This window comes from Chitinophaga japonensis (assembly GCF_007830125.1).
Classification (GTDB): domain Bacteria; phylum Bacteroidota; class Bacteroidia; order Chitinophagales; family Chitinophagaceae; genus Chitinophaga; species Chitinophaga japonensis.
This window is the reverse complement of record NZ_VLLG01000003.1, coordinates 961,194-987,079: the sequence shown is the minus strand read 5'-3', so window position 1 is coordinate 987,079 and position 25,886 is coordinate 961,194. Positions and strand designations below refer to the sequence as shown.

General features: G+C 52.2%; 27 protein-coding genes. 17 read left to right on the top strand and 10 right to left on the bottom strand.

Annotated elements, in window-relative coordinates; genetic code table 11:
* Positions 1-294 precede the first annotated feature (294 nt).
* Together ahcY and LX66_RS13055 are read left to right on the top strand one after the other, a co-directional pair.
* A complete protein-coding gene (gene ahcY / locus LX66_RS13060) occupies positions 295-1,623 on the top strand; it encodes an adenosylhomocysteinase (RefSeq protein ID WP_145714109.1) in 1,329 nt (442 codons plus the stop codon).
* Positions 1,624-1,778: 155 nt separating this feature from the next.
* Entirely contained in the window at positions 1,779-2,510 is a 732-nt protein-coding gene (locus LX66_RS13055) for a pyridoxine 5'-phosphate synthase (RefSeq protein WP_145714107.1), read from the top strand.
* 7 nt (positions 2,511-2,517) lie between these two features.
* Here LX66_RS13055 and porQ read toward each other — a convergent pair whose 3' ends face one another.
* On the bottom strand, positions 2,518-3,567 hold the full coding sequence (porQ, locus tag LX66_RS13050; protein ID WP_145714105.1) for a type IX secretion system protein PorQ: 1,050 nt from the start codon (positions 3,565-3,567) through the stop codon (positions 2,518-2,520).
* A gap of 103 nt (positions 3,568-3,670) precedes the next feature.
* Here porQ and LX66_RS13045 point away from each other — a divergent pair, with 103 nt between their 5' ends.
* Together LX66_RS13045 and LX66_RS13040 are read left to right on the top strand one after the other, a co-directional pair.
* Positions 3,671-3,895, top strand: a complete 225-nt coding sequence (locus LX66_RS13045; RefSeq protein ID WP_145714103.1) for a hypothetical protein — start codon at positions 3,671-3,673, stop codon at positions 3,893-3,895.
* The gene (locus LX66_RS13040) at positions 3,885-4,208 is read left to right on the top strand and encodes a type II toxin-antitoxin system RelE/ParE family toxin (RefSeq protein ID WP_145714100.1); all 324 of its coding nucleotides are present in this window, start codon (positions 3,885-3,887) and stop codon (positions 4,206-4,208) included. Before LX66_RS13045 ends, LX66_RS13040 begins: the two co-directional genes overlap by 11 nt.
* Positions 4,209-4,284: 76 nt before the next feature.
* Here LX66_RS13040 and lon read toward each other — a convergent pair whose 3' ends face one another.
* The 4 genes from lon to LX66_RS13020 form a co-directional block, all read right to left on the bottom strand.
* Complete coding sequence (gene lon, locus LX66_RS13035; protein WP_145714098.1) at positions 4,285-6,687, bottom strand: endopeptidase La; 2,403 nt, start codon at positions 6,685-6,687, stop codon at positions 4,285-4,287.
* Between the two features lie 240 nt (positions 6,688-6,927).
* Positions 6,928-7,551, bottom strand: coding sequence for a porin family protein (locus LX66_RS13030; RefSeq protein WP_158642624.1), 624 nt, complete (start codon positions 7,549-7,551; stop codon positions 6,928-6,930).
* A 152-nt stretch (positions 7,552-7,703) separates the two neighbouring features.
* Entirely contained in the window at positions 7,704-8,678 is a 975-nt protein-coding gene (locus LX66_RS13025) for a hypothetical protein (RefSeq protein WP_145714093.1), read from the bottom strand.
* 149 nt (positions 8,679-8,827) lie between these two features.
* Positions 8,828-10,099, bottom strand: a complete 1,272-nt coding sequence (locus LX66_RS13020) for a metallophosphoesterase (RefSeq protein ID WP_145714089.1) — start codon at positions 10,097-10,099, stop codon at positions 8,828-8,830.
* Between the two features lie 338 nt (positions 10,100-10,437).
* Between LX66_RS13020 and LX66_RS13015 the strand changes: the two genes are divergently transcribed.
* From LX66_RS13015 to LX66_RS12975, 9 genes are all read left to right on the top strand, one after another.
* Complete coding sequence (locus LX66_RS13015) at positions 10,438-11,118, top strand: metal-dependent hydrolase (RefSeq protein WP_145714086.1); 681 nt, start codon at positions 10,438-10,440, stop codon at positions 11,116-11,118.
* A gap of 72 nt (positions 11,119-11,190) precedes the next feature.
* Positions 11,191-12,012, top strand: a complete 822-nt coding sequence (locus LX66_RS13010; protein ID WP_145714083.1) for a ParA family protein — start codon at positions 11,191-11,193, stop codon at positions 12,010-12,012.
* Complete coding sequence (locus LX66_RS13005; protein WP_145714080.1) at positions 11,996-12,913, top strand: ParB/RepB/Spo0J family partition protein; 918 nt, start codon at positions 11,996-11,998, stop codon at positions 12,911-12,913. Before LX66_RS13010 ends, LX66_RS13005 begins: the two co-directional genes overlap by 17 nt.
* Entirely contained in the window at positions 12,906-13,601 is a 696-nt protein-coding gene (locus tag LX66_RS13000; protein WP_145714077.1) for a DUF5683 domain-containing protein, read from the top strand. Before LX66_RS13005 ends, LX66_RS13000 begins: the two co-directional genes overlap by 8 nt.
* 62 nt (positions 13,602-13,663) lie before the next feature.
* Complete coding sequence (dapB, locus tag LX66_RS12995; protein ID WP_145714074.1) at positions 13,664-14,380, top strand: 4-hydroxy-tetrahydrodipicolinate reductase; 717 nt, start codon at positions 13,664-13,666, stop codon at positions 14,378-14,380.
* Positions 14,381-14,448: 68 nt separating this feature from the next.
* Positions 14,449-14,865: an RrF2 family transcriptional regulator gene (locus LX66_RS12990; protein ID WP_145714072.1), complete on the top strand. Its 417-nt coding sequence runs from the start codon at positions 14,449-14,451 to the stop codon at positions 14,863-14,865.
* Between the two features lie 113 nt (positions 14,866-14,978).
* Entirely contained in the window at positions 14,979-15,668 is a 690-nt protein-coding gene (locus tag LX66_RS12985) for a phosphoadenylyl-sulfate reductase (RefSeq protein WP_145714069.1), read from the top strand.
* Positions 15,669-15,776: 108 nt separating this feature from the next.
* Positions 15,777-16,685 carry a sulfate adenylyltransferase subunit CysD gene (gene cysD / locus LX66_RS12980; RefSeq protein ID WP_145714066.1) on the top strand — a complete coding sequence of 303 codons (909 nt, stop codon included), beginning with the start codon at positions 15,777-15,779 and terminating at the stop codon, positions 16,683-16,685.
* A gap of 82 nt (positions 16,686-16,767) precedes the next feature.
* Positions 16,768-18,015 (top strand): sulfate adenylyltransferase subunit 1, encoded by a 1,248-nt coding sequence (locus LX66_RS12975; RefSeq protein ID WP_145714063.1) that lies wholly within the window; start codon positions 16,768-16,770, stop codon positions 18,013-18,015.
* A gap of 95 nt (positions 18,016-18,110) precedes the next feature.
* Here the strand turns inward: LX66_RS12975 and LX66_RS12970 are convergent, their stop codons facing one another.
* Positions 18,111-18,932, bottom strand: coding sequence for a glycerophosphodiester phosphodiesterase (locus tag LX66_RS12970; RefSeq protein WP_145714060.1), 822 nt, complete (start codon positions 18,930-18,932; stop codon positions 18,111-18,113).
* Positions 18,933-19,115: 183 nt separating this feature from the next.
* Positions 19,116-20,054 (bottom strand): NAD-dependent epimerase/dehydratase family protein, encoded by a 939-nt coding sequence (locus LX66_RS12965; RefSeq protein WP_145714057.1) that lies wholly within the window; start codon positions 20,052-20,054, stop codon positions 19,116-19,118.
* Between the two features lie 195 nt (positions 20,055-20,249).
* Between LX66_RS12965 and kdsA the strand changes: the two genes are divergently transcribed.
* Together kdsA and LX66_RS12955 are read left to right on the top strand one after the other, a co-directional pair.
* On the top strand, positions 20,250-21,086 hold the full coding sequence (gene kdsA / locus LX66_RS12960; RefSeq protein ID WP_211366193.1) for a 3-deoxy-8-phosphooctulonate synthase: 837 nt from the start codon (positions 20,250-20,252) through the stop codon (positions 21,084-21,086).
* A gap of 52 nt (positions 21,087-21,138) precedes the next feature.
* The gene (locus LX66_RS12955) at positions 21,139-21,540 is read left to right on the top strand and encodes a hypothetical protein (RefSeq protein ID WP_145714055.1); all 402 of its coding nucleotides are present in this window, start codon (positions 21,139-21,141) and stop codon (positions 21,538-21,540) included.
* Positions 21,541-21,638: 98 nt separating this feature from the next.
* Here the strand turns inward: LX66_RS12955 and LX66_RS12950 are convergent, their stop codons facing one another.
* From LX66_RS12950 to LX66_RS12940, 3 genes are all read right to left on the bottom strand, one after another.
* The gene (locus LX66_RS12950; RefSeq protein ID WP_244620387.1) at positions 21,639-22,442 is read right to left on the bottom strand and encodes a DUF4382 domain-containing protein; all 804 of its coding nucleotides are present in this window, start codon (positions 22,440-22,442) and stop codon (positions 21,639-21,641) included.
* Between the two features lie 144 nt (positions 22,443-22,586).
* The gene (locus LX66_RS12945; RefSeq protein WP_145714052.1) at positions 22,587-23,153 is read right to left on the bottom strand and encodes a thioredoxin family protein; all 567 of its coding nucleotides are present in this window, start codon (positions 23,151-23,153) and stop codon (positions 22,587-22,589) included.
* A 23-nt stretch (positions 23,154-23,176) separates the two neighbouring features.
* Positions 23,177-23,398 (bottom strand): PspC domain-containing protein, encoded by a 222-nt coding sequence (locus tag LX66_RS12940; RefSeq protein ID WP_145714049.1) that lies wholly within the window; start codon positions 23,396-23,398, stop codon positions 23,177-23,179.
* A gap of 24 nt (positions 23,399-23,422) precedes the next feature.
* Here LX66_RS12940 and LX66_RS12935 point away from each other — a divergent pair, with 24 nt between their 5' ends.
* Both LX66_RS12935 and LX66_RS12930 read left to right on the top strand, forming a co-directional pair.
* A complete protein-coding gene (locus LX66_RS12935; RefSeq protein WP_145714046.1) occupies positions 23,423-23,617 on the top strand; it encodes a hypothetical protein in 195 nt (64 codons plus the stop codon).
* Positions 23,607-25,877: an aconitate hydratase gene (locus tag LX66_RS12930; RefSeq protein ID WP_145714043.1), complete on the top strand. Its 2,271-nt coding sequence runs from the start codon at positions 23,607-23,609 to the stop codon at positions 25,875-25,877. The genes LX66_RS12935 and LX66_RS12930 overlap by 11 nt, the downstream gene beginning before the upstream one ends.
* Positions 25,878-25,886 lie beyond the last annotated feature (9 nt).

The following is a 25,886-nucleotide window of genomic DNA, read 5'->3' as shown; positions in this document are numbered from 1 at the left end:
GCCGCTGATAATGAAAGCCCACTCATATTATATAATAAGCGAATTTATATAAAATAAATATATTAAAACAATTAAATTTAATTTTTCCACACTGTGTTAACAAGTGCGGGGGTCGGGTACAGCCGGGCGGCAGCCCCCGGGGGCCTGCATTTTTTTAGAACTTTGTCCTGTATACATGTGGAAAACCCACCCTGTATAGAACAAAACACTGGCATTCTTTTATAAAGTGGATTTTTTTACTGACCGTTGGGTCATCACTCAAAATAAAGGTAGATTTGCACAAAACCGTAAAGCATGTCAACAATCGCTAAATCCAACATTGACTTTAGCCTTCAGTATAAGGTGAAAGATATGTCGCTGGCCGACTGGGGCCGTAAGGAAATAGAGCTGGCAGAAGCAGAAATGCCGGGCCTGATGTCTTTAAGAGAAGAATATGGCGCTGCCAAACCGCTGAAAGGCGCGCGCATTGCCGGCTGCCTGCACATGACCATCCAGACGGCCGTACTGATTGAGACCCTGGTGCACCTGGGCGCAGAAGTACGCTGGAGCTCCTGCAACATCTTCTCCACGCAGGACCACGCCGCTGCCGCCATTGCTGCTGCGGGTATCCCGGTATTTGCCTGGAAGGGCATGACCGCTGAAGAATTTGACTGGTGTATAGAACAGACCCTGTTCTTTGGCAGCGCCGACCGTCCGCTGAACATGATCCTGGACGATGGCGGTGACCTCACCAACATGGTGCTGGATACCTACACCGAGCTGGTACAGCATATCAAAGGGCTGAGCGAAGAAACCACTACCGGCGTACACCGCCTGTACGACCGTATGAAGAACGGCACCCTGCCCCTGCCCGCTATCAACATCAACGACTCCGTTACCAAATCCAAGTTCGATAACAAATACGGCTGCCGCGAGTCCTGCGTGGACGCCATCCGCCGCGCTACCGATGTAATGATAGCCGGCAAAGTGGCTGTAGTGGCCGGCTTTGGCGATGTGGGCAAAGGCTCCGCCGAATCACTGAGAGGCGCCGGCGCCCGCGTGATCGTTACGGAAATAGATCCCATCTGCGCCCTGCAGGCTGCCATGGAAGGCTATGAAGTGAAGAAAATGGCCGACGCCGTGAAGGAAGCGGACATCATCGTGACCACCACCGGCTGCCGGGATATCATTACCGGCGAGCACTTCAAAGCCATGAAAGATAAATGCATCGTGTCCAACATCGGTCACTTTGATATTGAGATAGACGTGGCCTGGCTGAACAAAAATTACGGCAATACGAAAGTGGAGATCAAACCGCAGGTAGATAAATATACCATCGACGGCAAGGACATCATCCTGCTGGCGGAAGGCCGCCTGGTAAACCTGGGCTGCGCTACCGGCCACCCCTCTTTCGTGATGAGCAACTCCTTCACCAACCAGGTGCTGGCCCAGTTGGAGCTGTGGACCAACGGCGCACAGTACGAGAACAAAGTATACGTGCTGCCCAAACACCTGGATGAAAAAGTAGCCCGCCTGCACCTGAAGAAGATCGGCGTGGAGCTGGACGTACTGACGCCTGCACAGTCCGAGTACCTCGGTATTGCGGCGGAAGGCCCGTACAAACCGGACTACTACCGATACTAATACGTGAAATTCCAGCACCTAAATTCCAAATCCCAAAATCCAAATTCCAAAATGGTGGCAGTCATCCACCTATTGTAGCAGTTTGGATTTTGGGATTTGGATTTTCCCTTATTGGGATTTGGAATTTGGATTTTGGAATTTTTTACCTTTGCTGCATGACCAAGCTAAGCGTGAACATCAACAAGTTTGCTACCCTGCGCAATGCCCGTGGCGGCAATCTTCCCGACCTGTTAAAAGTAGCCCAGGATTGTGAGCGTTTCGGCGCCGACGGTATCACCGTACACCCCCGCCCGGACCAGCGGCATATCCGCTACCAGGATGTATGGGACCTCAAGCCGCTTGTTACCACCGAGTTTAATATAGAAGGCTATCCTTCCAAAGAATTTATGGAGCTGGTACTGGCGGTAAAGCCCCACCAGTGCACGCTGGTGCCCGACCCTCCGGATGCCGTTACCTCCAACACCGGCTGGGATACCGTTGCCCACCAGTCTTTCCTGAAAGAAGTGATCGCTGCGCTGAAGGAAGCCGGCATCCGTGTATCCATTTTCCTCAATCCGGAGGTGGACAAAGTAGCGGGCGCCAAAAGCGCCGGCGCCGACCGCATTGAGCTGTATACGGGCCCTTACGCGGAAGAATATACGAATGCACGGACCCAGCCGCAGAACCTGCAGTTGTTCAACGACTACAAGAACACGGCCCGCGAGGCTACAGCCATCGGGCTGGACCTGAACGCCGGCCACGACCTGAACCTGGACAACCTCCGCTTTTTCAAGCTGCACATCCCGCAACTGAAGGAAGTATCCATTGGTCATGCGCTCATTTGCGACGCTATCTATTTAGGCCTGGAGAATACGATACAGTTGTATAAAAGACAATTGGCAGACTGAGCAATTACTAATTAAGTATCCCCCACTGCTGCAAAGGCAGGTTAATGCCCAACTGGTTAAAGGCGGTAGCATGCTGGTACCAGGAGCGGGCATACCGTAACTGCAGTTTCCGGGTAATGACCCCGATGCCCGCGGAAAAACCGCTGAGCCCCTGCTGCCCGGACACCGCCAGCTCCTGCCGGCGCAAATGATTGTACGACAGCGTCAGCTCCACGTAGCGCGCTATTTCCCACTGGGCGGCCAGCACAAAATGCCGGAACAGCTTGTCAAAGGTTTTGCTGCCCGCACGGGTAGTATCCCCGTCTGACACCAATCCCTCCTCTTCCATGGCCGGGTCAGCATAGCGGATATCAAACTGGTAGATATGATGAATAGTAGCGGACAACTGCAGCGGCAAATGTTGCAGGCGCTTGGAGATGCCCAGTTGCAGGTCAAAAGGCAGGGGCTCCTGCCCGCCCCTTACGTAGGTGCGTAACTGTGCGCCCATGTTCCGGGCCGCCAGCCCCACCTGCAGTTGCCGGGCCGTGTCCTGGTAAGCAATGCCTACATCGGCAGCTATAGCGGAGGAGCGGTATTGCTGGTAACGGGAATGAATAAACTTCAGGTTGATGCCGTAATACCACCGCTGCAGGTACTTCCGGGAGGCGCTGAGCTGCCAGGCAATATCGCGGGGGCTGAAGGTGCCCAGCACATTGCCCGCGGCGTCCGTTTGGGTAAGGGTGCCATAATGCACGTATTGCACACTACCGGCAAAGGTGGTTTGCAGCCGCTCCGCGTGGTAGCCCAGCATGGCATGCCCGTAGCGCACATCCGCAAAATAGCTGGTATAGCTGGCCTGCAAATGCCCGTGCATGGAAGGCCGCAGTAGTGCGGGGCTGGCCATGGCCAGCGACAGGTCGTTCTGCTGCTGGCTCACGCTGATACCGCCCAGCGCCGTGAGCTGGGGCGTGGCGGGAAGATCCAGGAAAGGGAAAACGCTTTTGCCTCCCAACACCTGCGCGGTAAGGGATTGAAAGTGCAGGAAAGCGAGTATAAGCAGGCAGCAGCGTTGCAGCATCAGGCACAAAATAGTAATTTTAGGTGATCTTGCTTACCACCGCACAAAAAGCGTTATTTTTGCTGTAAATTAATTGCTGCATAAACTAGTAAATCTGGTAATAATGAAAATACTGGTTGAAGTGAAAGAAAGCAAAGCAGGATTTCTGCTGGAGCTGCTGAAAAGCCTTCCTTTTGTAAGGAAGGCCCAGCAGGTGAAGCCCAGGGCCGCTGATGGTCTTCGGGAAGGGCTGAAGGAGGTAAAACTGCACCGGGAAGGAAAACTAAAGCTAAAGAATGCCAGGGAGGTATTTGAAGATTTAGCAAGGCAGCAGGAGCATGAGGATTGAAACCACTAGCCACTTTGAAAAAGAGGCCAGACGCCTTGCAAAAAAATACCCCTCCATATATAAAGATATTTTAAGCCTGATCGGGCAACTTGAAAAAACACCCGAGATGGGAACTCCCTTAGGCCATCACCTCTACAAAATCCGTATGGCCATTAAAAGCAAAAACCAGGGCAAAAGTGGCGGTGCCAGGGTAATCACCTGCGTACAGATTGTGGACGACATAATATACCTAACTACCATCTACGACAAATCCGAACGGGAAGACATTACTGATAAAGAACTGAAAACTATTCTGAAAGAATTGGGGCTATAGCTAATCTTATAACAAAGCCCCGGCTTTTAACCGGGGCTTTGTAACCCTTAAAACAATCAACATGAAGTATACTTACTTACTTCTTTAATAACGCTATATCCAGCACTTGGTTCATTTCTTTTACAAAATGGAACTTCAGGCCCTTGATATAGTCAGGGTTGATGTCCTTGATATCTTTTTCATTTTGCCAGCATAGCACTACTTCCCGTATACCGGCGCGTTTGGCCGCCAGTATCTTTTCCTTGATGCCGCCTACCGGCAATACCTGGCCCCGCAGGGTGATCTCGCCGGTCATGGCCAGGTAGGACCTCACTTTCCGGCCTGTAAAGGCAGAAGCCAGGGCGGTGAGCATGGTAACGCCCGCGCTGGGGCCATCCTTGGGCACGGCCCCTTCCGGTACGTGCACATGCACGTTCTTATGGGAGAACAGCTTCGGGTCTATCTTGTACTGCTGCGCATTGGCCTGCAGGTAGCTCAGCGCGGTAGATACGGATTCCTTCATCACATTGCCCAGGTTACCGGTCAGCCGCAGCTCGCCCTTGCCTTCGCTGAGGCTGGACTCGATGAACAGGATATCGCCGCCCACATAGGTCCAGGCCAGCCCAATGGCTACGCCGGCCGGGTTACCGGCTTTGTACAGCTCATTGGAGTAGCGGGTCTTTCCCAGTATCTTTTCCGCGGCGGCTTCTGTAAGGGCATCGGGCAACTTGCGCTCCAGCGCGATCTCCTTGGCCAGCGAGCGCATGATGGAAGCCAGCAGCCGGTCCAGCTCCCGCACCCCGCTTTCCCGGGTGTACTGCTGTATGATCTTTTCCAGCACCTGGTTGCTGAACTTCATTTTGAGGTCCTTCAGGCCATGCGCTTCCTTCTGCTTGGGCAGCAGGTGCCGCTTGGCTATTTCCACCTTTTCCTCGATGGAATAACCGCTCAGGTCTATCACCTCCAGGCGGTCGCGCAGGGCCGGGTTAATGGCGTTGATATTGTTGGCCGTGGCAATGAACAACACTTTGCTCAGGTCATATTCCAGCTCCAGGTAATTGTCATAAAAAGTGCTGTTCTGCTCCGGGTCCAGCACCTCCAGCAGGGCGGAGCTGGGATCACCCCGGAAGTCGTTGCCGATCTTGTCTATCTCGTCCAGTATCATTACCGGGTTGGAGGTCTTGATCTTGCGGATGGACTGCAGGATGCGGCCGGGCATGGCGCCGATATAGGTTTTGCGGTGCCCGCGGATCTCGCTCTCATCATGCAGGCCGCCCAGGCTCAGGCGCACATATTTGCGGCCGATGGCATTGGCAATGGAGCGGCCCAGGGAGGTTTTACCGATGCCCGGCGGGCCTACAAAGCAAAGAATGGGCGATTTCATATCCCCCTTCAGCTTCAGCACGGCCAGGTATTCCAGTATGCGCTCCTTGATCTTTTCCATGCCGTAATGATCATGGTCCAGCACTTTCTGCGCCTTTTTCAGGTCGTAGCTGTCCTGGGTATATTCCTGCCAGGGCAGGTCCAGCATCAGGTCCAGGTGGTTGTACACCACGCTGTAGTCCGGCGTGCTGGGATGCATGCGCTCCAGCTTCTCCACGCCTTTGCGGAACAGGTCCGCAGCCGCTTCGGTCCATTTTTTCTGCTCGGCCTTGCGCTGCATTTCCCGTATTTCGCGGTCGTTCGTATCGCCGCCCAGCTCCTCCCTGATGGACTTTAACTGCTGCTGCAGGAAGTATTCCCGCTGCTGCTTGTCCAGGTCGGCCTTTGTTTTATTCGTGATCTTGTTCTTCAGCTCCGCCAGTTGCAGCTCTACCTGCAGCAGCTTTAACAGTGTCTCCGCCCGGGCGCGCAGGTTGTTGATCTCCAGCAACTGCTGCTTGTCCTTCAACTCGCTGTTCAGGTTGGAGGCCACAAAGTGCACCAGGAAAGCGGCGTTCTCAATATTCTTCAGGATCACGCTGGCTTCGGAAGGCAGGTTGGGAGACAACTGGATGATCTGGCCGGCCAGGTCTTTAATGGAAGAAATATAGGCGTCAAACTCCTGGTCATTATCCCCGGTCTCATCCTGCAGGATGGTAATGCCGGCCTTGAAGTAGGGATCTTCCGCGGTAATGGCGTTTATTTTAAATCTTTTGCGGCCCTGTATAATGATCGTGGTGCCGCCGTCGGGCATTTTTATCAATTTTACAATGCGGGCCACGGTGCCCACATCTGCCAGGTCTGCTACATTGGGATCTTCTACGGAACTGTCTTTTTGTGCTACTACTCCAATCATTTTGTCAGCCCGGTAAGCATCGTTCACTGCCTTTATGGACTTGTCCCTTCCTACCGTTATGGGCAGTACCACACCAGGGAATAACACGGTATTTCTCAGGGGTAATATAGCCAGCTCGTCGGGTATCTTCTCGTCTTCCTGACCCTCTCCATCTTCGTTCAAAGGGATAATAGGCATAAATTCCATCTCTTCTTCCGGATTCCCTAAATAAAATCTGTTCATCGCAATAGTTTAATTCCTTTAAGGTAGACAATTTGTCAGTATAACGGTCTTGTCCCCTTTATTTTTAGTATACGTACATAGTGTTCAAGTTTAATGCCAAGGAAAAGGGTAAAATTCCAAATCCTAAAAAGCCAAATCCCAAACGGGGAAGTGTGTCAAAAGTAAAAGCAGATTGCTGCTGTTTGAAACACTTGATCCCCGTTTGGGATTTGGCTTTTTAGGATTTGGAATTTTCTGCATTTACAGCGTTACGCCCACGCCCAGTTGTATGGACTGGTTCTTCCAGTTGCTGCTGTTGGCCACATCGCCTGCATTCTTCACGTCGGTAAACCCGATGATATATCTTGCGCTCACATTCACGATCGGTAACTGCAGCCATAAACCGGCTACGCCTGCCACATCGCCGCCTTTAAAAGCTTCCTTGGAACCTTCCAGCGCGTTCTTGCCGCTCAGCAGGGCGCTGAACTGCGGGCCCACCTGCAATTTCAAACGGGGAGAGCCCAGGTTGATGTTGGCCAGGATGGGAATGCTCAGGTAGTTGAGGCTGATCTTCTTGTTGTTGTTATCCGGATCATTAAGATTATCCGTGTCGTAGATATCGCTGAAATCGTCGGTGGTCTTTGTTTTGGTGGAAGAGAAGATCAGTTCTCCCTGTACACCGAAACCTTTTACCAGGTTTACCTGTGCAAAGCCACCGAGGTGGTAGCCCAGTTTAAAACCATCCTGGTAACCGGTGCCATCCAGTTTACCAAGATTAGCACCTCCTTTAAAACCAAATCTCAGCAGCCTGTCCTGGGCCTGCGCAGTGGATGTGGATAAGGCAGCTACTCCCAGTACTGCCATTACAAGAAACAGTTTTTTCATGTGAACCATGTTTTTTAATCTGAAATTTGCCACACAAAATCAGTGATTTCATGTGAACCGAATTTAGAACCTCCGGCCATTACATAGCAAAATCTATGCTATGTTTCTTACCCGTTCAAAAAGCGGGCGCAACATAGTAAAAAAATAGATAATTAAAGTGCAAGACTGATACGGGCGGTAAAATACCCCATGATGTTCTGCTCTTCTCCCTGCAGGGGTTTAAACACGGTGTAGGAAGGGGTAAAGGTGATCTTGCCGATCATGTAGGAAAGGTGAAGGGTCACATCCACCGCACGCGGCTCAAACCCGGTATGGTCCTCCGTTTCAACGGGCTCGCCGTTACTGTTCTTTTTACTTTTCTGGATATCGTTCTTTATTTTGGCGGAGCGGGTTATGTATTGAAAACCCTTCATGTTGCTGTAGTAATTGGCGGTACCCGCGGTAAATCCCAGGGAAGGGGTCAGCAGGATAGCATCGTCATACTTCAGCACATCTATGAAAATGAAAGGATGGCGTAGGGCCAGTATCATGTTAAAGTCTGATCCGGAAACCTTGCTGGTGATCTCTTCGCCTATCCTGAGCGGCGAGCGCCCTATCTGCCGGTATTCCGTTACCTGGTCTGTCCGGCTGCCCCAGCCAAAGTCCAGGCTGATGCCGGGTTGCAGCCACCAGCCACGGTAATAGAAGTAGGCAAACAGCTCGTTATTGATAGGGGTGGCCGGCACATCGCTGGAGTCCGGGAAAAAATACCGGGTATAGGAAATGCCCGCGAGGAAACGCCGGCTTTTCGTATAATCGTACCCGGCAGAGAGGTCCCACTCAAACCAGGGGTTCTTTTCTGAATTGAACAGGTAGTAGGCATTCAGCGCGCCGAAAAAGCCCGATTTATGGTAATAGGCTACAGAGGGAGCGAGGAAATCCTTCATCACGATAGGCTGCTCGTAATCGGGCGTCTTGGCGCCATAGGCCGGGTTATTGCCGTAGCCGATGCCGATCAGTACTTCATTCTTTGCCTGCTTCTGCAACAGGGAATCCAGTTGCCTTTCCAGCTCCGCCAGCGATTGTCCCTTTACTACGGCGCTACAGCCTAACAGGGATGCCCATATGATGCACCAGTGTTTCCGCATGCGAAACTAATGATAGTTTTTGCTAATATACCCGGGTGCAAGATAGAAAAAAAGCTGAAAGCAGAAAGCATAAAGCTAAAAGCTGATTACGGCGGATGATAAATTCGCTACGGTCAGCTTCCTGCTTTTAGCTTTATGCTTTCTGCGTCTTATACCAGCTCTATCAGTGTAATTTCCGGCAGTATGCCCACGCGGCCGGGATATCCCAGGAAACCAAAGCCCCGGTTTACATACAGGCGTTGCGCGCCCTGCTTGTACAGGCCGGCCCATTCCTTATAGAAGTACTGGGCGGGGCTCCATTTTACGCCGGGTATTTCCACGCCAAACTGCATGCCATGGGTATGGCCGGCCAGCATGAGGTCTATATCCGGGTATTCCGGCCTCACCTGGGCGTCCCAGTGAGTGGGATCATGGGAAAGGAGTATCTTGAACGGCAGGTGGGCAGCCCCTTCATAGGCTTTTTTCAGGTCGCCGTACTTGGGAAAGCGGCTCATGGCGCTCCAGTTCTCAATGCCCAGCAGGGCTATCTGCTCGCCGTTCCGTTCCAGCACTACATGCTCGTTCATCAGCAGGCGCCAGCCCATCTCCGCATGCACCTGCTTCAGCCGGTCCAGGTTCTGCGCCCGCAGCACGCTGTAGCCGGACTCGTCCCGGTCCGGCCAGGGGTAATAATCACCGTAGTCGTGGTTGCCCAGGGTGGAATACACGCCCATAGGCGCTTTGATCCGGCTGAACACTTCCATGTAATGGTCCATCTCCGTGGCGCGGTCATTCACCAGGTCGCCGGTAAACAGCACCAGGTCCGCCTGCTGCTCGTTCACCATCTCCACGCCTTTCAGCACGGCGGCTTTATTGTTGAAGCTGCCGGAATGGATATCGGAGAGCTGCACAATGCGCAAGCCCTTAAAGGCCGGAGGCAGGTTTTTGAAGGCTAGTTTTATCTTGCGTACCTTGTAGTTATACTTGTTGGAAAATCCATAAGTGAGCGTGGCGAACAGGCTGCCGCCCATGAGCAGCCCCATTTTGGTGAGGAACTGGGAGCGGGTAATGGCGTCGGCCGCTGCTTCCTCCCCTGCGGCTGCCGGCGGCGCACTGCTGAACCTGCTGACGATCCACTGTACCCCCCTGCGGGCATCGTCCACCAGCAGGAACACCACGGTGAGCAGCTTGGCCATGACCAGCCCGATGAGAATGGCCAGCACATAGGACCGCACGATCGGCTTCCAGTCGTGCCAGTTCAGGTAAGGCAGCAATATGATGGTGAGCAGGCAAACGATGGATACCAGCCAGTAGGCGCCGTACACCAGGCCCCTGGTACGGGGGGCAGACCAGGCCATGATGGCCCTGATGCCCATGAAAACATAAATATCCAGGCAGATGATCAATAGAATAAGTACAACCGAGTTCAGTCCTGAGCGCATGATGAAAGTAAAGTTATGTCAAATTCAGATGACGATTGACCGGGCGCAATATTGTACCCCTTATCAAAAATTTTGCTAGGACGGGCCGCCAGGAAGGGCCATTTCTATAACCGGCTAATAATCATCCTATTAACATCGAACTCCACTATTTTTTGTGAATAAATAAATACCCGGCGCCAATATATATTTGTCTAATCGTTGTATTTTTGTCACATTCCCCCTTTTTAATTAACAATTAAAAATTAATAATTAATCATTCGGAGGAATCGTGTTAGCACTAAAAGAGTGATGTGACGTGTGTTATTAATTATTAATTCTTCATTATTAATTAACTGGTTATGAAGCTTACATATTATGGTCACTCCTGCTTTGCGGTAGAGATAAAAGGCAAGAAAATACTTTTCGACCCGTTCATCACCTACAACGAGCTGGCAAAGGAGGTGGAGGTAGATAAGATAGGCGCAGATTACATTTTTGTTTCCCATGGGCATGACGATCATGTAGCGGACCTGGTAAACCTGGCCCGCCGCACCAACGCCACGGTAGTAGGCAGCTTTGAGCTGGCCACCTGGGCCGGGAAGCAGGGCATTGAAAAAACGCATCCCATGAATACGGGCGGCAAATGGCAGTTTGAATTCGGCACGGTGAAATGCGTGGTAGCCCATCACTCCAGCGGCCTGCCGGACGGTTCCTACGGCGGCAATCCCCTGGGGTTCATCTTTATGACGGAAGCAGGCAATTTCTACTATAGTGGCGATACCGCCCTTACCTTCGATATGGAGCTGGTACCCCGCTGGGCCAAATTAGATTTTGCCATACTGCCTATTGGGGATAATTTTACCATGGGCACTGAAGATGCGATCATTGCGGCAGAGTTCATAGAATGCAAGCGTATTGTAGGGGTGCATTACGACACCTTCGGCTATATAAAGATAGATCCGGCCAAAGCCAAACAGGCATTTGCCGATGCAGGACTGGAATTATTACTGCCGGCCATCAACAGCAGTGTGGAGCTGTAAGGCGGTGTAGCCTGGTCGTCATCTGTTCCTATTATCCTTCAAAAACCTAAGAGAACATTTTTAAGTTAAACAATGGCAAGAATAATTGCAATCGCCAATCAAAAAGGGGGCGTAGGTAAAACCACCAGCGCTATCAACCTGGCCAGCAGCCTGGCCGTGCTGGAATACAAGACCCTGCTGGTAGACGCGGACCCGCAGGCTAACAGCACCACCGGTCTGGGTTTTGACCTGCGGAATATACAACAGAGCCTGTATGACTGCATGGTAAACGACGTGCAGGCCAAAGACGTGATCCTGGGATCGGACACGCCTAACCTGAAAGTGCTGCCCTCCCATATAGACCTGGTAGGCGCGGAGCTGGAGCTGATCAACCATCCCAGCCGGGAGCAGGTTATGAAGCAGGTGATAGACGCCGTAAGGGAAGAGTATGACTTTATCATCGTGGATTGCTCGCCTTCGCTGGGCCTGATCACCGTGAACGCCCTGGTGGCCTCCGACTCCGTGATCATACCGGTACAATGCGAATTCTTTGCCCTGGAGGGCCTGGGCAAGCTGCTGAATACAATCAAGATCGTGCAGAGCCGCCTGAACACCTCCCTGGAAATTGAAGGCATCCTGATGACCATGTACGACGGCCGCCTGCGCCTGAGCAACCAGGTGGTGGACGAAGTAAAGCAGCATTTCGAGGAAAGCGTGTTCAATACCATCATTCACCGCAACACCAAGCTGGGGGAAGCTCCCAGCTTCGGGAAATCCGTGATCATGTACGATGCCGCCAGCACCGGCGCTATCAACTACCTGAACCTGGCCAAGGAGATCCTCCAAAAGAACAACTACACAAAAATTAAATCAGAAGACAAAATACTAGCAATTAACGATGACCAATCCGAGTAAGAAAGAGGCGTTGGGAAAAGGCATCCGCTCGCTGCTGCAAAACATTGACACTGATCTGAAGCAAACCACCAGTGCCCTGGAGGAAAAGGTAGTAGCCGCTGCCACCGGCATTGAGCGCATACCGCTGGACCAGATAGAGGTAAACCCCAAGCAGCCGAGACGGGACTTTGACGAGCAGGCATTACAGGAACTGAGCCATTCCATCAAGCTGCACGATGTGATACAGCCCATCACCGTATCCAAAGCCGGTAACAAAAAGTACCAGCTTGTGGCCGGTGAGCGGCGTTTGCGCGCCAGCCGCATGGCCGGGTTAAAGGACATTCCCGCCTACATACGGCAGGCCAATGACCAGGAACTGCTGGAGCTGGCCCTGCTGGAAAACCTGCAGCGGGAAAACCTGAATGCCATAGAAATAGGCCTTAGCTACAAGCGCCTGATGGACGAATGCACCTTTACACAGGAGCAGGTAGCCGACCGGATGGGCAAGGAAAGAAGCACCGTTACCAACTATATCCGGCTGCTGAAGCTGCCGCCGGACATCCAGGTGGCCGTGCGCAACGGGCAACTGAGCATGGGCCACGCCCGCGCGCTCATTACCGTAGAGAACGTGGAAAAGCAGTTGTATATCTTCAACGAGATCATCCAGCAGGGCCTTTCCGTGCGCCAGGCAGAGGAACTGGTGAGAAAAGTGAACCACATTGAAAAAGGGAGTGTTAAAAAACCGGTAAAAAATTCCCTGCCGCCGGCATATCAGAAAATAGAAGATAACTTAGCCTCACATTTCTCAACGAAAGTAGTACTGGACAGAAGCAAGGCCGGTAAAGGAAGCATTACCATTGAATTTTATTCGGACGAAGAGCTGGACAGTATACTGGAAAAAATAGATTTATACGGTGGCTAACAAAGCAGGTCATATTTTTCACCATTTATTATCCCGCTTTTTACTCATACTCATCATACCCGCCTGTACCTGCAGGCCGCTGTATGCGCAGGATACTACCCGGCTTACAACGGATAGCGCCCGGCTTGTAAATGACAGCCTGCCCTCCGTTACCGTGGAGCCGGCGCCCGCCACGGAGCCTGCCTTCCAGGCCAAACCACCCCACAGCCCGCGTAAAGCCGCCTTTTACTCTGCCGTATTACCCGGGCTGGGACAGGCCTACAACCGCGAATACTGGAAGATACCGCTGGTGTACGCCGCCATGGGCATCTCTGCCGGTTTCTTTATCGGGAACTTCAATTACTATAAGGACTACCGCGACGCCTACCGCATCCGCATGGACGGCAATGCCAATACGGTGGACAAATACGCGGAGATCTATCCCAACGCCAATTCCCTGAAAATACTGCGCGACGCCTACCGGGAATACGTGGATTATTCCGTGCTGGTGTTTGTGCTCGCATACGGTTTGAATATTATAGACGCTACCGTATTTGCCCACCTGAAGGATTGGAACATGTCCGACGACCTGAGCATGCGCGTAGTGCCCAAAGTGCTGAACAACAACGCCATTGGCTTCAGCCTGCAGATCAAGCTGGGTAAAGGCCGCAGGCATGGCCACAACAAGGGATTGGCTTTCGGCTTTTAACGCCGCGCCCTGCAGAAGTTTACTTTACACTTTACATTTAATATTTCACATTCAACTAACAGATGAAAATTGCGCTTATAGGATACGGTAAAATGGGAAAGGCCATAGAAGCCATTGCTACTGCCAAAGGACATGAGATCATACACCGGATAGATGTGAACAGCCCGCACCTGCTGGAAAAAGAGCACCTGCAGCAGGCGGATGTAGCGATTGAATTCACCACCCCTGAAACTGCTTACGATAACATACTCAAATGCTTTGAGGCCAATGTGCCGGTAGTATGCGGCACTACAGGCTGGCTGGACAAACTGCCGGATATCAAAGCCCGCTGCCTGGAAAAGCACCAGGCCTTCCTGTACGCCAGCAATTTCAGCATCGGGGTCAACATATTCTTCGAGATCAACAAACGGCTGGCGGAGCTGATGGCCTCCCAGACGCAGTATGACGTGCGCATGGAAGAGATCCACCACACCCAGAAAAAGGACGCTCCCAGCGGCACCGCCATTACCCTGGCGGAGCAGATACTGGAAAGGCAGTATAAGAAAACGCGCTGGGTAAACAAGGAGCGCTGCAAGCCGGAAGAGCTGTCTATCGTGTCCAAAAGGATTGACCCCGCTCCCGGTACGCACATTGTCACCTATGCTTCCGACATCGACGATATTACGATCACCCATACGGCCCATTCCCGCGAGGGCTTTGCCGCCGGCGCCGTAGTGGCCGCCGCCTGGCTTAACGGCAAAAAGGGTATCTTTACCATGAAAGATGTGCTGAACCTCTAAACTTCAAACTTTTAAATATATTTGTCAGCAATTGTCGCACGTCTGGATGGGATGCAAATCGTATTTATATGCTTTCAAAAAAAACACAATATGCTTTTCACGCCTTGATACATTTGGCAGAAAATGTTGACAAGGGTCCCATTCTTATATCTGAAATAGCCCAGGAGAAGAATATTTCTATCAAATTCCTGGAAAATATACTGCTGGAGCTCAAGAATGCAGGCATTTTAGGCAGTAAGAAAGGAAAGGGAGGCGGCTACTACCTCATGCGGCCTCCCAGGGAAGTACCCCTGGCCCGTATCATCCGCCTGCTGGACGGCCCCATTGCGCTGCTCCCCTGCGTAAGCCTCAACTATTACGAGCGCTGCGAAAACTGCAAGGACGAAGCCATATGCGGGCTCAATGAAGTGATGTCCAAAGTGCGGGACGCCACGCTTAAAATACTGGAAAACAAGACCTTAAAGGATATTCTGACGCGGAACTAACCCGGTGCGCCGCCGTGCGGACAGGCAGATCCGCAAAATGATGGAAGCATTTCCAGCATTTATCCTATAGTTTTTATAGGATTTATGTATTTTTGTTGTGTTTAAGGAAGCACATGACAGATACAGACATCAAAACCGCGTTGGCTGGTCTTTCGGAAACAGCCGCAATTGAATACCTTACCCGGCAGTTTCCCGGGGCGGTGGCCTTCTCCACCTCCTTCGGGCAGGAAGACCAGGTGGTGGCGGACATGATCTGGCGCCATCAGTTGCCGGTAAGGGTGTTTACGCTGGATACCGGGCGTTTGTTCCAGGAAACTTATGAGCTTATGGACCTTACCCGCGCCCGCTATAAACAGCCTTTTGAAATATATTTCCCCGAAACCGCCGCCGTAGAAAAGCTGGTGGCGGAAAAAGGGATGAACAGTTTCTATGACTCCGTGGAAAACCGTAAGGAGTGCTGCTACATCCGGAAGGTAGCGCCCCTGAACCGGGCCTTGCAGGGAGTAAAGGTGTGGATCACCGGCCTCCGTGCAGAGCAGTCGGAGAACCGGCAGGCCCTGGAGGCCCTGGAGTGGGACGCCGCACGCGGCCTGTACAAGTACAACCCGCTGATCCATTGGTCCTATGAGGACATGCTGGCCTACCTGGACAAGCACAATGTACCGTTCAATAAATTGCACCAGCAGGGCTTCATCAGCATTGGCTGCGCACCCTGTACCCGCGCTATTGAACCTGGAGAGCACCCCCGCGCCGGTCGCTGGTGGTGGGAAGCGTCCAAGAAAGAGTGCGGACTACATGAATGAATTAATAATTAATAATGAACAATGAATAATTAAGAGCGCTGTGCTACAGTGTAAGAGTAATGTACTATATTATTAATTCTTAATTATTCATTATTAATTAGAAAGGGTATGAGTAACAAAATACAATGGGAATTTCCGCAGGCACTGGAAGATGAGGCCATTTACATTCTCCGTGAAACCGCCGCCCAGTTTGAAAGGCCGGCGATCCTGTTTTCAGGTGGAAAAGATTCTATTACGATTGTGCGGCTCGCGCAAAAAGCATTTTACCCGGGGAAAATACCTTTTCCCCTGCTGCATATTGATACCGGGCATAACTTCCCGGAAACGCTGGAGTTCCGCGACCAACTGGTAGCTTCACTGGGCGTGGAGCTGGTGGTGCGCAGCGTGCAGGACAGCATTGACCAGGGCAAGGTGCAGGAAGAAACCGGCAAGTACGCCAGCCGCAACGCCCTGCAGACCGTGACCCTGCTGGACGCCATCGAAGAGCTGAAGTACGATGCCTGTATTGGCGGCGCCCGCCGGGATGAGGAAAAAGCCCGCGCCAAGGAAAGGATATTTTCCGTAAGGGACGAATTCGGGCAGTGGAACGCCAAAATGCAACGCCCCGAGCTGTTTGACATGCTGAACGGTAAAATTCATATAGGCGAGCAGGTGAGGGTGTTCCCCATCTCCAATTGGACCGAGCTGGATGTATGGAACTACATACGCCGCGAGCAACTGGCCATTCCCTCCATCTACTTCTCCCACGAAAGGGAGATCATAGAACGCGACGGCATGTACTGGCCCTACTCTCCTTTCCTGAACATCAGCGAGGAAGAGGTGCCCTTCCGCCAGAAAGTGCGCTTCCGCACCGTAGGCGACATGACCTGTACCGCCGCCGTAATTTCCGAAGCCGACAAGCTGGAGGATATTATCTCGGAAATACTGGAAGCCAAAATATCCGAAAGAGGCGCCCGTATAGACGACAAGCGCTCTGAAGCAGCCATGGAAAAGAGAAAGCAGGCAGGATATTTTTAATGGCTGGATGTTAGATAGCTGCATTGTTATACAGCTATTGTAACCAACCATATAACATTACAACAATTAACAATTTTATTCAATGGAGGTTTTACGTATAACCACTTCCGGTAGTGTGGATGATGGTAAAAGCACTTTGATAGGCCGTTTACTGTACGATACCAATTCTATTCCCCAGGACAAGCTGGAGGCCTTGCATGCCGCCAGCAAACGCAAGGGGCTTGACTTTACGGACCTGTCTTTGTTAACGGACGGACTGGTGGCGGAGCGTGAGCAGGGGATTACCATAGATGTGGCGCATATCTACTTCTCCACTCCTACCCGCAAATACATTATTGCCGACACGCCCGGGCACGTGGAATATACGCGCAACATGGTAACCGGCGCTTCCAATGCGCAGGTATCCCTGATACTGATAGACGCCCGCAAGGGAATTGTAGAGCAAACCTACCGGCACTTCTTCATTGCCAACCTGCTGCGCATACCGCACCTGGTGGTATGTATCAATAAAATGGACCTGGTAGACTACAGCCAGGAGCGCTTTGACCAGATAGTGGCCGATTTTCAGCAACTGCTGCAAACTGCTGCCTTCAAAGAGCAGGTAGTGCGGTTCATCCCCATTTCATCATTATACGGTGAGAACCTGGCCGCCCCTTCCGACAAAATAAGCTGGTACCAGGGCGAGCCTTTGCTGGCCTACCTGGAGCAGATCTCTTTTGACCACCTGGACAGGAACCACCCGGCCCGTTTCCCCGTACAATACGTAATACGGCCTAAAACAGAAACCCACCACGATTTCCGGGGCTTTGCCGGGAAAGTGGCCAGCGGCCATTTCAACGTGGGCGATGAGGTGATCTCCCTCCCCTCCCTGCAAAAAAGCCGCATCAAGACCATCGAGCAGTTCGAGACCGCGAAAACAATAGCCAATGCCGGCGATAGCGTAGTGATCACGCTGGAAAGTGAGATAGATACCAGCCGGGGCAACATGCTGGCCAAACCGGACCAGGCGCCGGCCGCGCTGAAAGAGATTGCCGCACATATCTGCTGGATGGACCAGCAAAAACTGGTGCCCGGTAAAACCTACCTGCTGCAGCATGGCATTAACCGGGTAAAAGCCAAGGTACAGCAGATACATCACGTGATAGAAGTGACCACCTCCCGCCCGCTGGAGGATAAGAAAGAACTGGGACTGAATGATATCGGTAAAATAACCCTGAAAACGGCGCAACCCGTGTTTGCCGATCCTTACCACGTAAATCCCGCCAATGGCGCATTTATACTGGTGGATGAGTTCAGCAATGCTACCGTAGCAGTAGGGTTTGTGGAGTAGTTAATAATTAATAATTAACAATTAATAATCCCGGTAACACTGATGCTTCAATGGAACAGGCATGTAACGATTATTAATTGTTAATTATTAATTCTTCAATGAAAGAACCTGTCAAATTCCGAATCGATCTGGAAGTACTGCACTCCCCAGGATTTTAGCCGGGCTATCTCCCTTGCCGCTACCGCCTGGGGCCTGGCACGGCCGCGGTACCGGAAGGAGTTGATAACGCCCACTACCATAATGCCCTGGTACTGCGCCCACTTCACATCGTCCTCCGACATATTTTTCACATCTCCGAAAAGATAGTAGTGCTCCGGGTTATAGCCGGGCTTCTGCCGGTTCACTTCCAGTTGCTGCCGGGTGCAGCTTAGCTTTATTTTGCCGGTAAAATATTCGGTAGATTCGTCGGTGCCTATCATCATGGCCTGCTTGTCCAGGCCATACTGCTGCAATAAACGCAACACCCGCCTGAAAAGCAGGGTATCATTACCGCTGATCTTGTTGTCCAGCATCACCTGTATCCTGCCGCTGCAGTTGGCCAGCGCCTCTTCCAGCCGCATCACCTGGTTGCCCCTGCTGCCCTGCAACTGGCTGATCTCTTCCCAGGTCATGGCGGAAACGGGCTTGTCCATACTGTAATAACGCCTGAAATTATTGTCATGCTGTATAATGAGCACACTGTCCTTTGTAAGCCGCAGGTCCAGCTCCACCATCCAGTAGCCGCGCTCAATGGCGTCCTGCAGGGCGGAAAGGCTGCTTTCCGCATGGCTGCTGTCCACCACGCCGCCCCGGTGGGCAATAAGGAAATACCGGCCAAAACCCTTGCTCGGCAGGCTGGATTGCGCCCAAACAGGCTGGCACAGGCAACAAAGGCTCAGCAACAGTGAAAAATAAATGTCCCCCTTTTTACACTTCATAGAAAACCACTGAATTCACCGGATAAAATACCAAGATTGGCACATTCATCAAAATGAAAAATTTGCGCAATAATACCAATTTATGTGCCATTGTTGGAAGATGGCATGGCAAGATACGGCAACATATGCAAATTGTACCTGAAGTGTTGGGGGACCGCTAAACGGGCTGTGCCACAGGGCAGATCAGAGGTGCTCCAGCATGTCCTTTACCATCTTCGGAAGATCATACTCAGGCTTCCATCCCCAGTCCGCACGGGCCTGGCTGTCGTCAATGCTTTTGGGCCAACTGTCGGCTATCTGCTGCCGGTAATCGGGAGCATAATCCATTACGAATGCAGGCACATGCTTTTTTATTTCATTCCCGATCTCGCTGGGCGAAAAGCTCATGGCGCCCAGGTTGTAGGAGGAACGTACGGAGATCTGCTGCTGGTCTGCTTCCATCAGCTCTATGGTAGCGCGGATGGCATCCGGCATGTACATCATGGGGAGATAGGTATTTTCCGAAAGGAAGCAGGTGTATTGTTTGTGTTCCAGCGCGTCATGGAATATCTCGATGGCATAGTCGGTGGTGCCGCCGCCCGGCGCGGATTTATAGCTGATCAGCCCCGGGTAGCGCAGGCTTCTCACATCCACGCCGTAATGACGGTGATAGTATTCGCACCAGCGCTCGCCGGCAAACTTGCTGATGCCGTAAACGGTGGCAGGCTCTATGGTGGTATGCTGGGGCGTGTTTTCTTTGGGTGAATTGGGACCAAATACCGCTATGGAGCTGGGCCAGTATACCTTGTCCAGGTTTTCTTCCTTGGCAATATCCAGCACGTTCAGCAGGCTTTGCATATTGATGTGCCAGGCCAGCAGCGGGTTCTTCTCCCCGGTGGCGGACAGGATGGCCGCCAGCAGGTACACCTGGGTGATGTTATGCCGGATCACCAGCACATGCAGCATTTCCTTGTTCATCACGTCCAGGGATACATAGGGCCCGGTGCCTTTCAGCAGCTCATGCTCTTCCCGCAGGTCCGATGCCACAACATTTGCGCCGCCGTATATCTTTCTCAGGGCCAGGGTCAGCTCCACGCCTATTTGCCCGCAGGCGCCTATGATGAGTATTTTATCCTTTTTCATATTAAAATTTACCCCGTAATATTAACGGCTTCAAAGAGAATTAAGAACAGGGCGCTGCTGCACATGACAATGTTTCAACAATCTGCCCGGCAGGAGGAATGCCTAAACGGCGGTAACCGCGTTGACCGGTTACAATATTATGACAATTTAAACATTTGCCGGATTCCGTACCTTTACGGTCCTGAAAAAAATAAGATGATGAATCAACTGAAAGCATTATTCAAAGAGCAATATAACCCTGACAACTTTTTCCTGATAGCCGGCCCCTGCGTAGTGGAGAACGAAGCGCTGCTGATGACGGTGGCCGAAAAGGTGTCTGGCATCTGTAAACGGCTGCAGATACCTTACGTGTTCAAAGCCTCCTACCGCAAGGCCAACCGTACCAGCATCCATTCCTTTACCGGCGTGGGCGATGTGGAAGGGCTGGACCTGCTGCAAAAAACAGGCAGGGCCTTTAACCTGCCGGTGACCTCCGATATCCATTCCGCCGCAGAAGCCGCCATGGCGGCCGCCTACGTGGACGTACTGCAGATACCCGCCTTTTTATGCCGGCAAACGGACATCCTGATAGCGGCTGCAGAAACAGGCAAGGTGGTGAATGTAAAGAAAGGCCAGTTCGTAAGCGGGGAAGCCATGAAGTTTGCCGTGGAAAAAGTGCGGCAGGCCGGCAATAACCAGGTAATACTCACAGAGCGCGGCACTACCTTCGGCTACCAGGACCTGGTAGTGGACTACCGCAATATTCCCATTATGCGGCAGCACGGCGTGCCGGTGGTGGTAGACTGTACCCACAGCCTGCAGCAGCCCAACCAGAGCAGCGGCGTTACCGGGGGCAACCCGCAGATGATCGGCACCATTGCCAAAGCGGCCATTGCCACGGGCGCCGACGGCCTGTTCATTGAAACGCACCCGGACCCTTCCTGCGCCCTGTCTGATGGCGCCAACATGCTGCGCCTGGACCTCCTGGAAGAACTGCTGGAACAACTGGTACGCATAAGGGAAGCCGTGCGGGAGAATGTAGCGATCGGGTAATTTTTGTGCAGTTTTTTCTTTAAATTCATGCTACACTAAATTCAATTTCACCATGATCCGTTTACAAGATGTAAAAACAGGTGATACGGTATTAGTAGCGTATGAAGGCAGCCTGGTGGAAGGCAAAGTACTGGAGATCAATCATGAGGATAAGCAGGTATGCGTATTAACCCATGAAGAGCAGGAATTCTGGTACGACCTGGAAAGCCTGCACCCCATTCCGCTGGACGAAACGCAGTTACTGCGCCTCAAATTCCAGAAGGATGAAACACAGTCCAGCAACGGCAGCGCTGTATATGTACGCGGCCCGTTCAGCATAAAACTGTACCAGCAGGACGGGCAGGACATGACCCGGCTGGATTACCGGGACGAACACCGGGAGATCAAGGGAACGCTAACGGTCAACCAACTGCAGAACCACTATCATGGAATGACCAATTTCCATTTGGAATAAGCATAAAGCTGAAAGCAAAAAGCAAAAAGCTGATTGTCGCGAATATCTACGAGGCAATCAGCTTTTTGCTTTATGCGTTATGCTTTCAGCTTCGTTACTTACTGTAGCCTCAGTGTATCCACAGTCGTTACCTGGCCCAATGTTACCGTTACCCCATCCTTTACAGCCGTGCTGAAGGTGGTGTCTGTAGGAATGAAGTGCAGGGAATAGGTACCCGCATCAATACCTTTTATCAGGTAATTACCGTTGTCTGTATACGTGCTGGCCACTGTATCTACGCCGCTGATGGCCAGTACGGCTGTTGTTACGGAATCCGGCGCTACCACGCCTTTAATGCTGCCACCCTGGGCTTCCATGAAGCCGCGTATCACCGGCTTCAGCATGTATTTGCCTGCATTGCCGGCCTCGTGAATGGATTTCGCCACATCAAAATCCAGCACCAGCTTGTAGAGCACATCCGCCGCTACCGTGGAATTGAGCTTCAGCTTTACGCCGGAAGACTGGCCGCTGGGCGTCTGCAGGCGGATGGAGTCACCATCGTTGGTCACTACGAAATTGTCTTCTCCCAGCACCAGGCGGATCTCTTTCACCACGCCGGTGTTGATGTAGGCATCTGCCAGCACGGTGTCCTTGTCGTTTACCAGTGTCAGCAGGTTGTACATGCCTGTTTTAACCCCCGGTAAGGATTCCCAGCCGTCGTCATCGCTGTCAGTGTAGTTGATGTTCACATCCTGTACATCAATGTACACGGCTTTGAAATCGCCCGGGTCATCGGTAAGCGCTACCTGGAAACGGGCTTTCCCGCTGTTGCTGCTGTCATTTTTAGAACAGGAAGCAAAGAACAAAACGCCGGTCATTACCAGCGCACTGGTCAAAAGGTTTCTCAATGAAACGTTCATCATACAAGTTTTACGGTTAAGATAGGGTCACCATTAGGTGGCAACCACTGCAGCTTAGAGCGGGAGAAAAGGGGAAAGTTTAAAATATTGCCAAAAAATATTTAATTTTTTGTTAATTTATCTGGCAAGCAGGTCATTCACAATAACTTATATCATCTCCATTTTCCATTTAATGTTGCAACCCAGGCTGGGTTTCTGCAGGGGGCTTACCGGTTCGCCCTTGATCAGCGCATCCAGGGCGGCGCGCATATCCTTACCGTTCAGCGGCTGGTCATTACCGGGGCGGGCATCGTCCATCTGGCCGCGGTATACCAGTTTCATCTGGCGGTCATAAATAAAGAAGTCGGGGGTACAGGCGGCCTCGTAAGCGCGGGCGGTTTCCTGGGTTTCGTCATAAAGGTAGGGAAAGGGGTAGCACAGCTCCCTGGCCACCTCCAGCATGTGCTCCGGCCCGTCTTCGGGGTATTGCCGGGCATCATTGGCACTGATGGCCAGGAAACGGATGCCCTTTACAATATACTCCCGCGTAAGCCTTACCAGTTCCGGTTGTATGTAGCGTACAAAGGGGCAGTGATTGCAGATGAACATAATAACGGTACCAATGGCGGGCGGCAGCGCGGCCAAATGGATCATTTTCCCGGATATCACATCCAGCAGCTCAAAGTCTGGCGCCGGGGTGCCTAGAGGGACCATATGGGAAGGGGTGCGGGCCATGATGCACTGTAAATTTAGGGAAATTACAGGTATCTTAACGGGTTGCGCCGGGCATTGAGGATATAATTCTTCATGTTCACCCAAAAAGCCAGTATCATGTAAATGATCACCGGCGACCCCATCGTAAGGAAGGAAGCATAGATGAAAAACAGCCGGATACGGGAAGTGGCCACTCCCAGCTTTTCGCCTATGGCGGCGCATACGCCAAAGGCCTGCCATTCCACAAAATCCTTAAAACGCTTCATATATCAAATTTATTAAAATCCGATGTGAAACGCAAGTTCCACCCGACCTATGTAAAAGATAATAAATTTCCGGGGGAAAAACAAGAGGCTGGTCCCGGCCTGCCGGGCATGCTGCCCCCTATATGGCCCGGCATTTGTGCAGAAATATTCACGATTTTAGTTAATTTCGCGGTGCAATTTTTAACCGCTCTTAAATTTTTTATTTCTCATGGTGTTTGATATTGAAATGATTAAAAAAGTGTATGCGGCACTGCCGGGTAAGGTGGAAGCTACCCGTAAACTGTTAGGCCGTCCGCTCACACTGGCAGAAAAGATCTTATACGCCCACCTTTTCAATCCTGCTACTACGCCGTATGAAAGGGGAAAATCCTACGTGGAGTTTGCCCCGGACCGTGTGGCCATGCAGGATGCCACCGCCCAGATGGCCTTGTTGCAGTTCATGACCTGCGGGCGGGATAAAGTAGCGGTTCCCTCCACTGTACACTGTGATCACCTTATCCAGGCCAAAACAGGGGCCCAGGAAGACCTGGCCACTGCGCTGGACACCAATAAAGAAGTATACGAGTTCCTTTCCTCTATTTCCAATAAATACGGTATCGGTTTCTGGAAGCCCGGCGCCGGTATCATTCACCAGGTAGTGCTGGAAAACTACGCCTTCCCCGGCGGTATGATGATCGGTACGGACTCCCACACCCCCAATGCCGGCGGCTTAGGCATGCTGGCCATTGGCGTAGGCGGCGCCGATGCGGTAGATGTAATGGCCGGCCTGGCATGGGAACTGAAAATGCCCAAGCTGATCGGCGTAAAGCTGACCGGCAAAATGAGCGGTTGGACCTCCGCCAAAGACGTGATCCTGAAAGTGGCTGGTATCCTGACCGTAAAGGGCGGCACCGGCTGCATCGTGGAATACTTTGGCGAAGGCGCGGACAGCATGAGCGCTACCGGTAAAGGCACCATCTGTAACATGGGTGCGGAAATAGGCGCTACCTGCTCCGTATTTACCTATGACGATAAAATGGCTGCCTACCTGAAAGCCACCGGCCGTACGGAAGTAGCCGCCATGGCAGACGCCATTAAGGATCACCTGCGCCCGGATGCCGAGGTGTATGCCGATCCGTCCAAATACTACGACCAGGTGATAGAGATCAACCTGAGCGAGCTGGAACCGCATGTGAACGGTCCTTTCACACCGGACCTGGCATGGCCCATCTCCAAGTTTGCACAGGCTGTAAAAGAGAACAACTGGCCGGAAAAGCTGGAAGTAGCCCTGATCGGCTCCTGCACCAACTCTTCCTACGAAGATATCACCCGCTCCGCCTCCCTGGCAAAACAAGCCATCGACAAGCACCTGGAAGTGAAATCAGAATTCACCATCACCCCGGGCTCCGAGCTGGTACGCTTTACCATAGAGCGCGACGGCCTGCTGAATACCTTTGACCAGATAGGCGGCGTAGTGCTGGCCAATGCCTGCGGTCCCTGTATCGGTCAATGGGCCCGTCATATCGACGATCCCAACCGTAAGAACTCCATCATTACTTCTTTTAACCGCAACTTTGCGAAACGTAATGACGGCCTCGCCGCTACCCACGCATTTGTAGCCTCCCCGGAAATAGTGACCGCCCTGGCCATTGCCGGCGACCTGACCTTTAACCCGCTCACCGACAAGCTGAAGAACAAAGACGGCCAGGAAGTGATGCTGGACGAGCCTACCGGCTTTGAGCTGCCCTCCAAAGGCTTTGATGTGGAAGACGCCGGTTACCAGGCCCCTGCAGTAGACGGCAGCGGCGTACAGGTAGTGGTATCCCCGGAAAGCGACCGCCTGCAGTTACTGAGCCCCTTTGCTCCCTGGGAAGGCACCGACCTGAAAGGGCTGAAGCTGCTGATAAAGGCCAAAGGCAAATGTACCACCGACCATATTTCCATGGCAGGCCCCTGGCTGAAATACCGCGGCCACCTGGACAACATCTCCAATAACATGCTGATCGGCGCGGTGAACGCCTTCAACGATAAGACGGATTCCGTGAAGAACCAGCTTAACGGCGAATACGGTCCCGTACCGGCTACCCAGCGCGCTTACAAAGCCGCCGGCATCGGCTCCGTAGTAGTAGGCGATGAGAACTATGGCGAAGGCTCCAGCCGTGAGCATGCCGCCATGGAGCCCCGTCACCTGGGCGTAAGGGCCATCCTGGTAAAATCCTTTGCACGTATTCACGAAACCAACCTGAAGAAGCAGGGTATGCTGGCGCTGACCTTTGCCGATAAGGAGGATTACGAGAAAGTGCAGGAAGATGATGTGATCGATATCGTGGGCCTGAACGAGTTTGCGCCCGGCAAGCCGCTCACCGTGGTATTAAACCACAAGAACGGCAGCAGCGACGAGATCACCGTTAACCACACCTACAATGAGCAACAGATCGAGTGGTTCAAGGCAGGTGGCGCGCTGAACGTGATCCGTTCACAATTCGCCGCAGTGAAGTAAAATGTAAAA

Excerpts from the sequence above, each read along its gene's own strand:
- kdsA (WP_211366193.1), top strand. The coding sequence starts at position 20,250 with ATGATGAATCAACTGAAAGCATTATTCAAAGAGCAATATAACCCTGAC.
- LX66_RS12955 (WP_145714055.1), top strand. The coding sequence starts at position 21,139 with ATGATCCGTTTACAAGATGTAAAAACAGGTGATACGGTATTAGTAGCG.
- porQ (WP_145714105.1), bottom strand. The coding sequence starts at position 3,567 with ATGCTGCAACGCTGCTGCCTGCTTATACTCGCTTTCCTGCACTTTCAA.
- LX66_RS12965 (WP_145714057.1), bottom strand. The coding sequence starts at position 20,054 with ATGAAAAAGGATAAAATACTCATCATAGGCGCCTGCGGGCAAATAGGC.
- LX66_RS12970 (WP_145714060.1), bottom strand. The coding sequence starts at position 18,932 with ATGAAGTGTAAAAAGGGGGACATTTATTTTTCACTGTTGCTGAGCCTT.
- LX66_RS12940 (WP_145714049.1), bottom strand. The coding sequence starts at position 23,398 with ATGAAGCGTTTTAAGGATTTTGTGGAATGGCAGGCCTTTGGCGTATGC.
- LX66_RS13010 (WP_145714083.1), top strand. The coding sequence starts at position 11,191 with ATGGCAAGAATAATTGCAATCGCCAATCAAAAAGGGGGCGTAGGTAAA.
- LX66_RS12975 (WP_145714063.1), top strand. The coding sequence starts at position 16,768 with ATGGAGGTTTTACGTATAACCACTTCCGGTAGTGTGGATGATGGTAAA.
- LX66_RS13045 (WP_145714103.1), top strand. The coding sequence starts at position 3,671 with ATGAAAATACTGGTTGAAGTGAAAGAAAGCAAAGCAGGATTTCTGCTG.
- LX66_RS13055 (WP_145714107.1), top strand. The coding sequence starts at position 1,779 with ATGACCAAGCTAAGCGTGAACATCAACAAGTTTGCTACCCTGCGCAAT.
- LX66_RS13015 (WP_145714086.1), top strand. The coding sequence starts at position 10,438 with ATGAAGCTTACATATTATGGTCACTCCTGCTTTGCGGTAGAGATAAAA.
- dapB (WP_145714074.1), top strand. The coding sequence starts at position 13,664 with ATGAAAATTGCGCTTATAGGATACGGTAAAATGGGAAAGGCCATAGAA.
- LX66_RS13025 (WP_145714093.1), bottom strand. The coding sequence starts at position 8,678 with ATGCGGAAACACTGGTGCATCATATGGGCATCCCTGTTAGGCTGTAGC.
- lon (WP_145714098.1), bottom strand. The coding sequence starts at position 6,687 with ATGAACAGATTTTATTTAGGGAATCCGGAAGAAGAGATGGAATTTATG.
- LX66_RS12950 (WP_244620387.1), bottom strand. The coding sequence starts at position 22,442 with ATGATGAACGTTTCATTGAGAAACCTTTTGACCAGTGCGCTGGTAATG.
- LX66_RS13020 (WP_145714089.1), bottom strand. The coding sequence starts at position 10,099 with ATGCGCTCAGGACTGAACTCGGTTGTACTTATTCTATTGATCATCTGC.
- LX66_RS13040 (WP_145714100.1), top strand. The coding sequence starts at position 3,885 with ATGAGGATTGAAACCACTAGCCACTTTGAAAAAGAGGCCAGACGCCTT.
- ahcY (WP_145714109.1), top strand. The coding sequence starts at position 295 with ATGTCAACAATCGCTAAATCCAACATTGACTTTAGCCTTCAGTATAAG.
- LX66_RS13030 (WP_158642624.1), bottom strand. The coding sequence starts at position 7,551 with ATGAAAAAACTGTTTCTTGTAATGGCAGTACTGGGAGTAGCTGCCTTA.
- cysD (WP_145714066.1), top strand. The coding sequence starts at position 15,777 with ATGAGTAACAAAATACAATGGGAATTTCCGCAGGCACTGGAAGATGAG.
- LX66_RS12985 (WP_145714069.1), top strand. The coding sequence starts at position 14,979 with ATGACAGATACAGACATCAAAACCGCGTTGGCTGGTCTTTCGGAAACA.
- LX66_RS13005 (WP_145714080.1), top strand. The coding sequence starts at position 11,996 with ATGACCAATCCGAGTAAGAAAGAGGCGTTGGGAAAAGGCATCCGCTCG.
- LX66_RS12945 (WP_145714052.1), bottom strand. The coding sequence starts at position 23,153 with ATGGCCCGCACCCCTTCCCATATGGTCCCTCTAGGCACCCCGGCGCCA.
- LX66_RS12930 (WP_145714043.1), top strand. The coding sequence starts at position 23,607 with ATGGTGTTTGATATTGAAATGATTAAAAAAGTGTATGCGGCACTGCCG.
- LX66_RS12990 (WP_145714072.1), top strand. The coding sequence starts at position 14,449 with ATGCTTTCAAAAAAAACACAATATGCTTTTCACGCCTTGATACATTTG.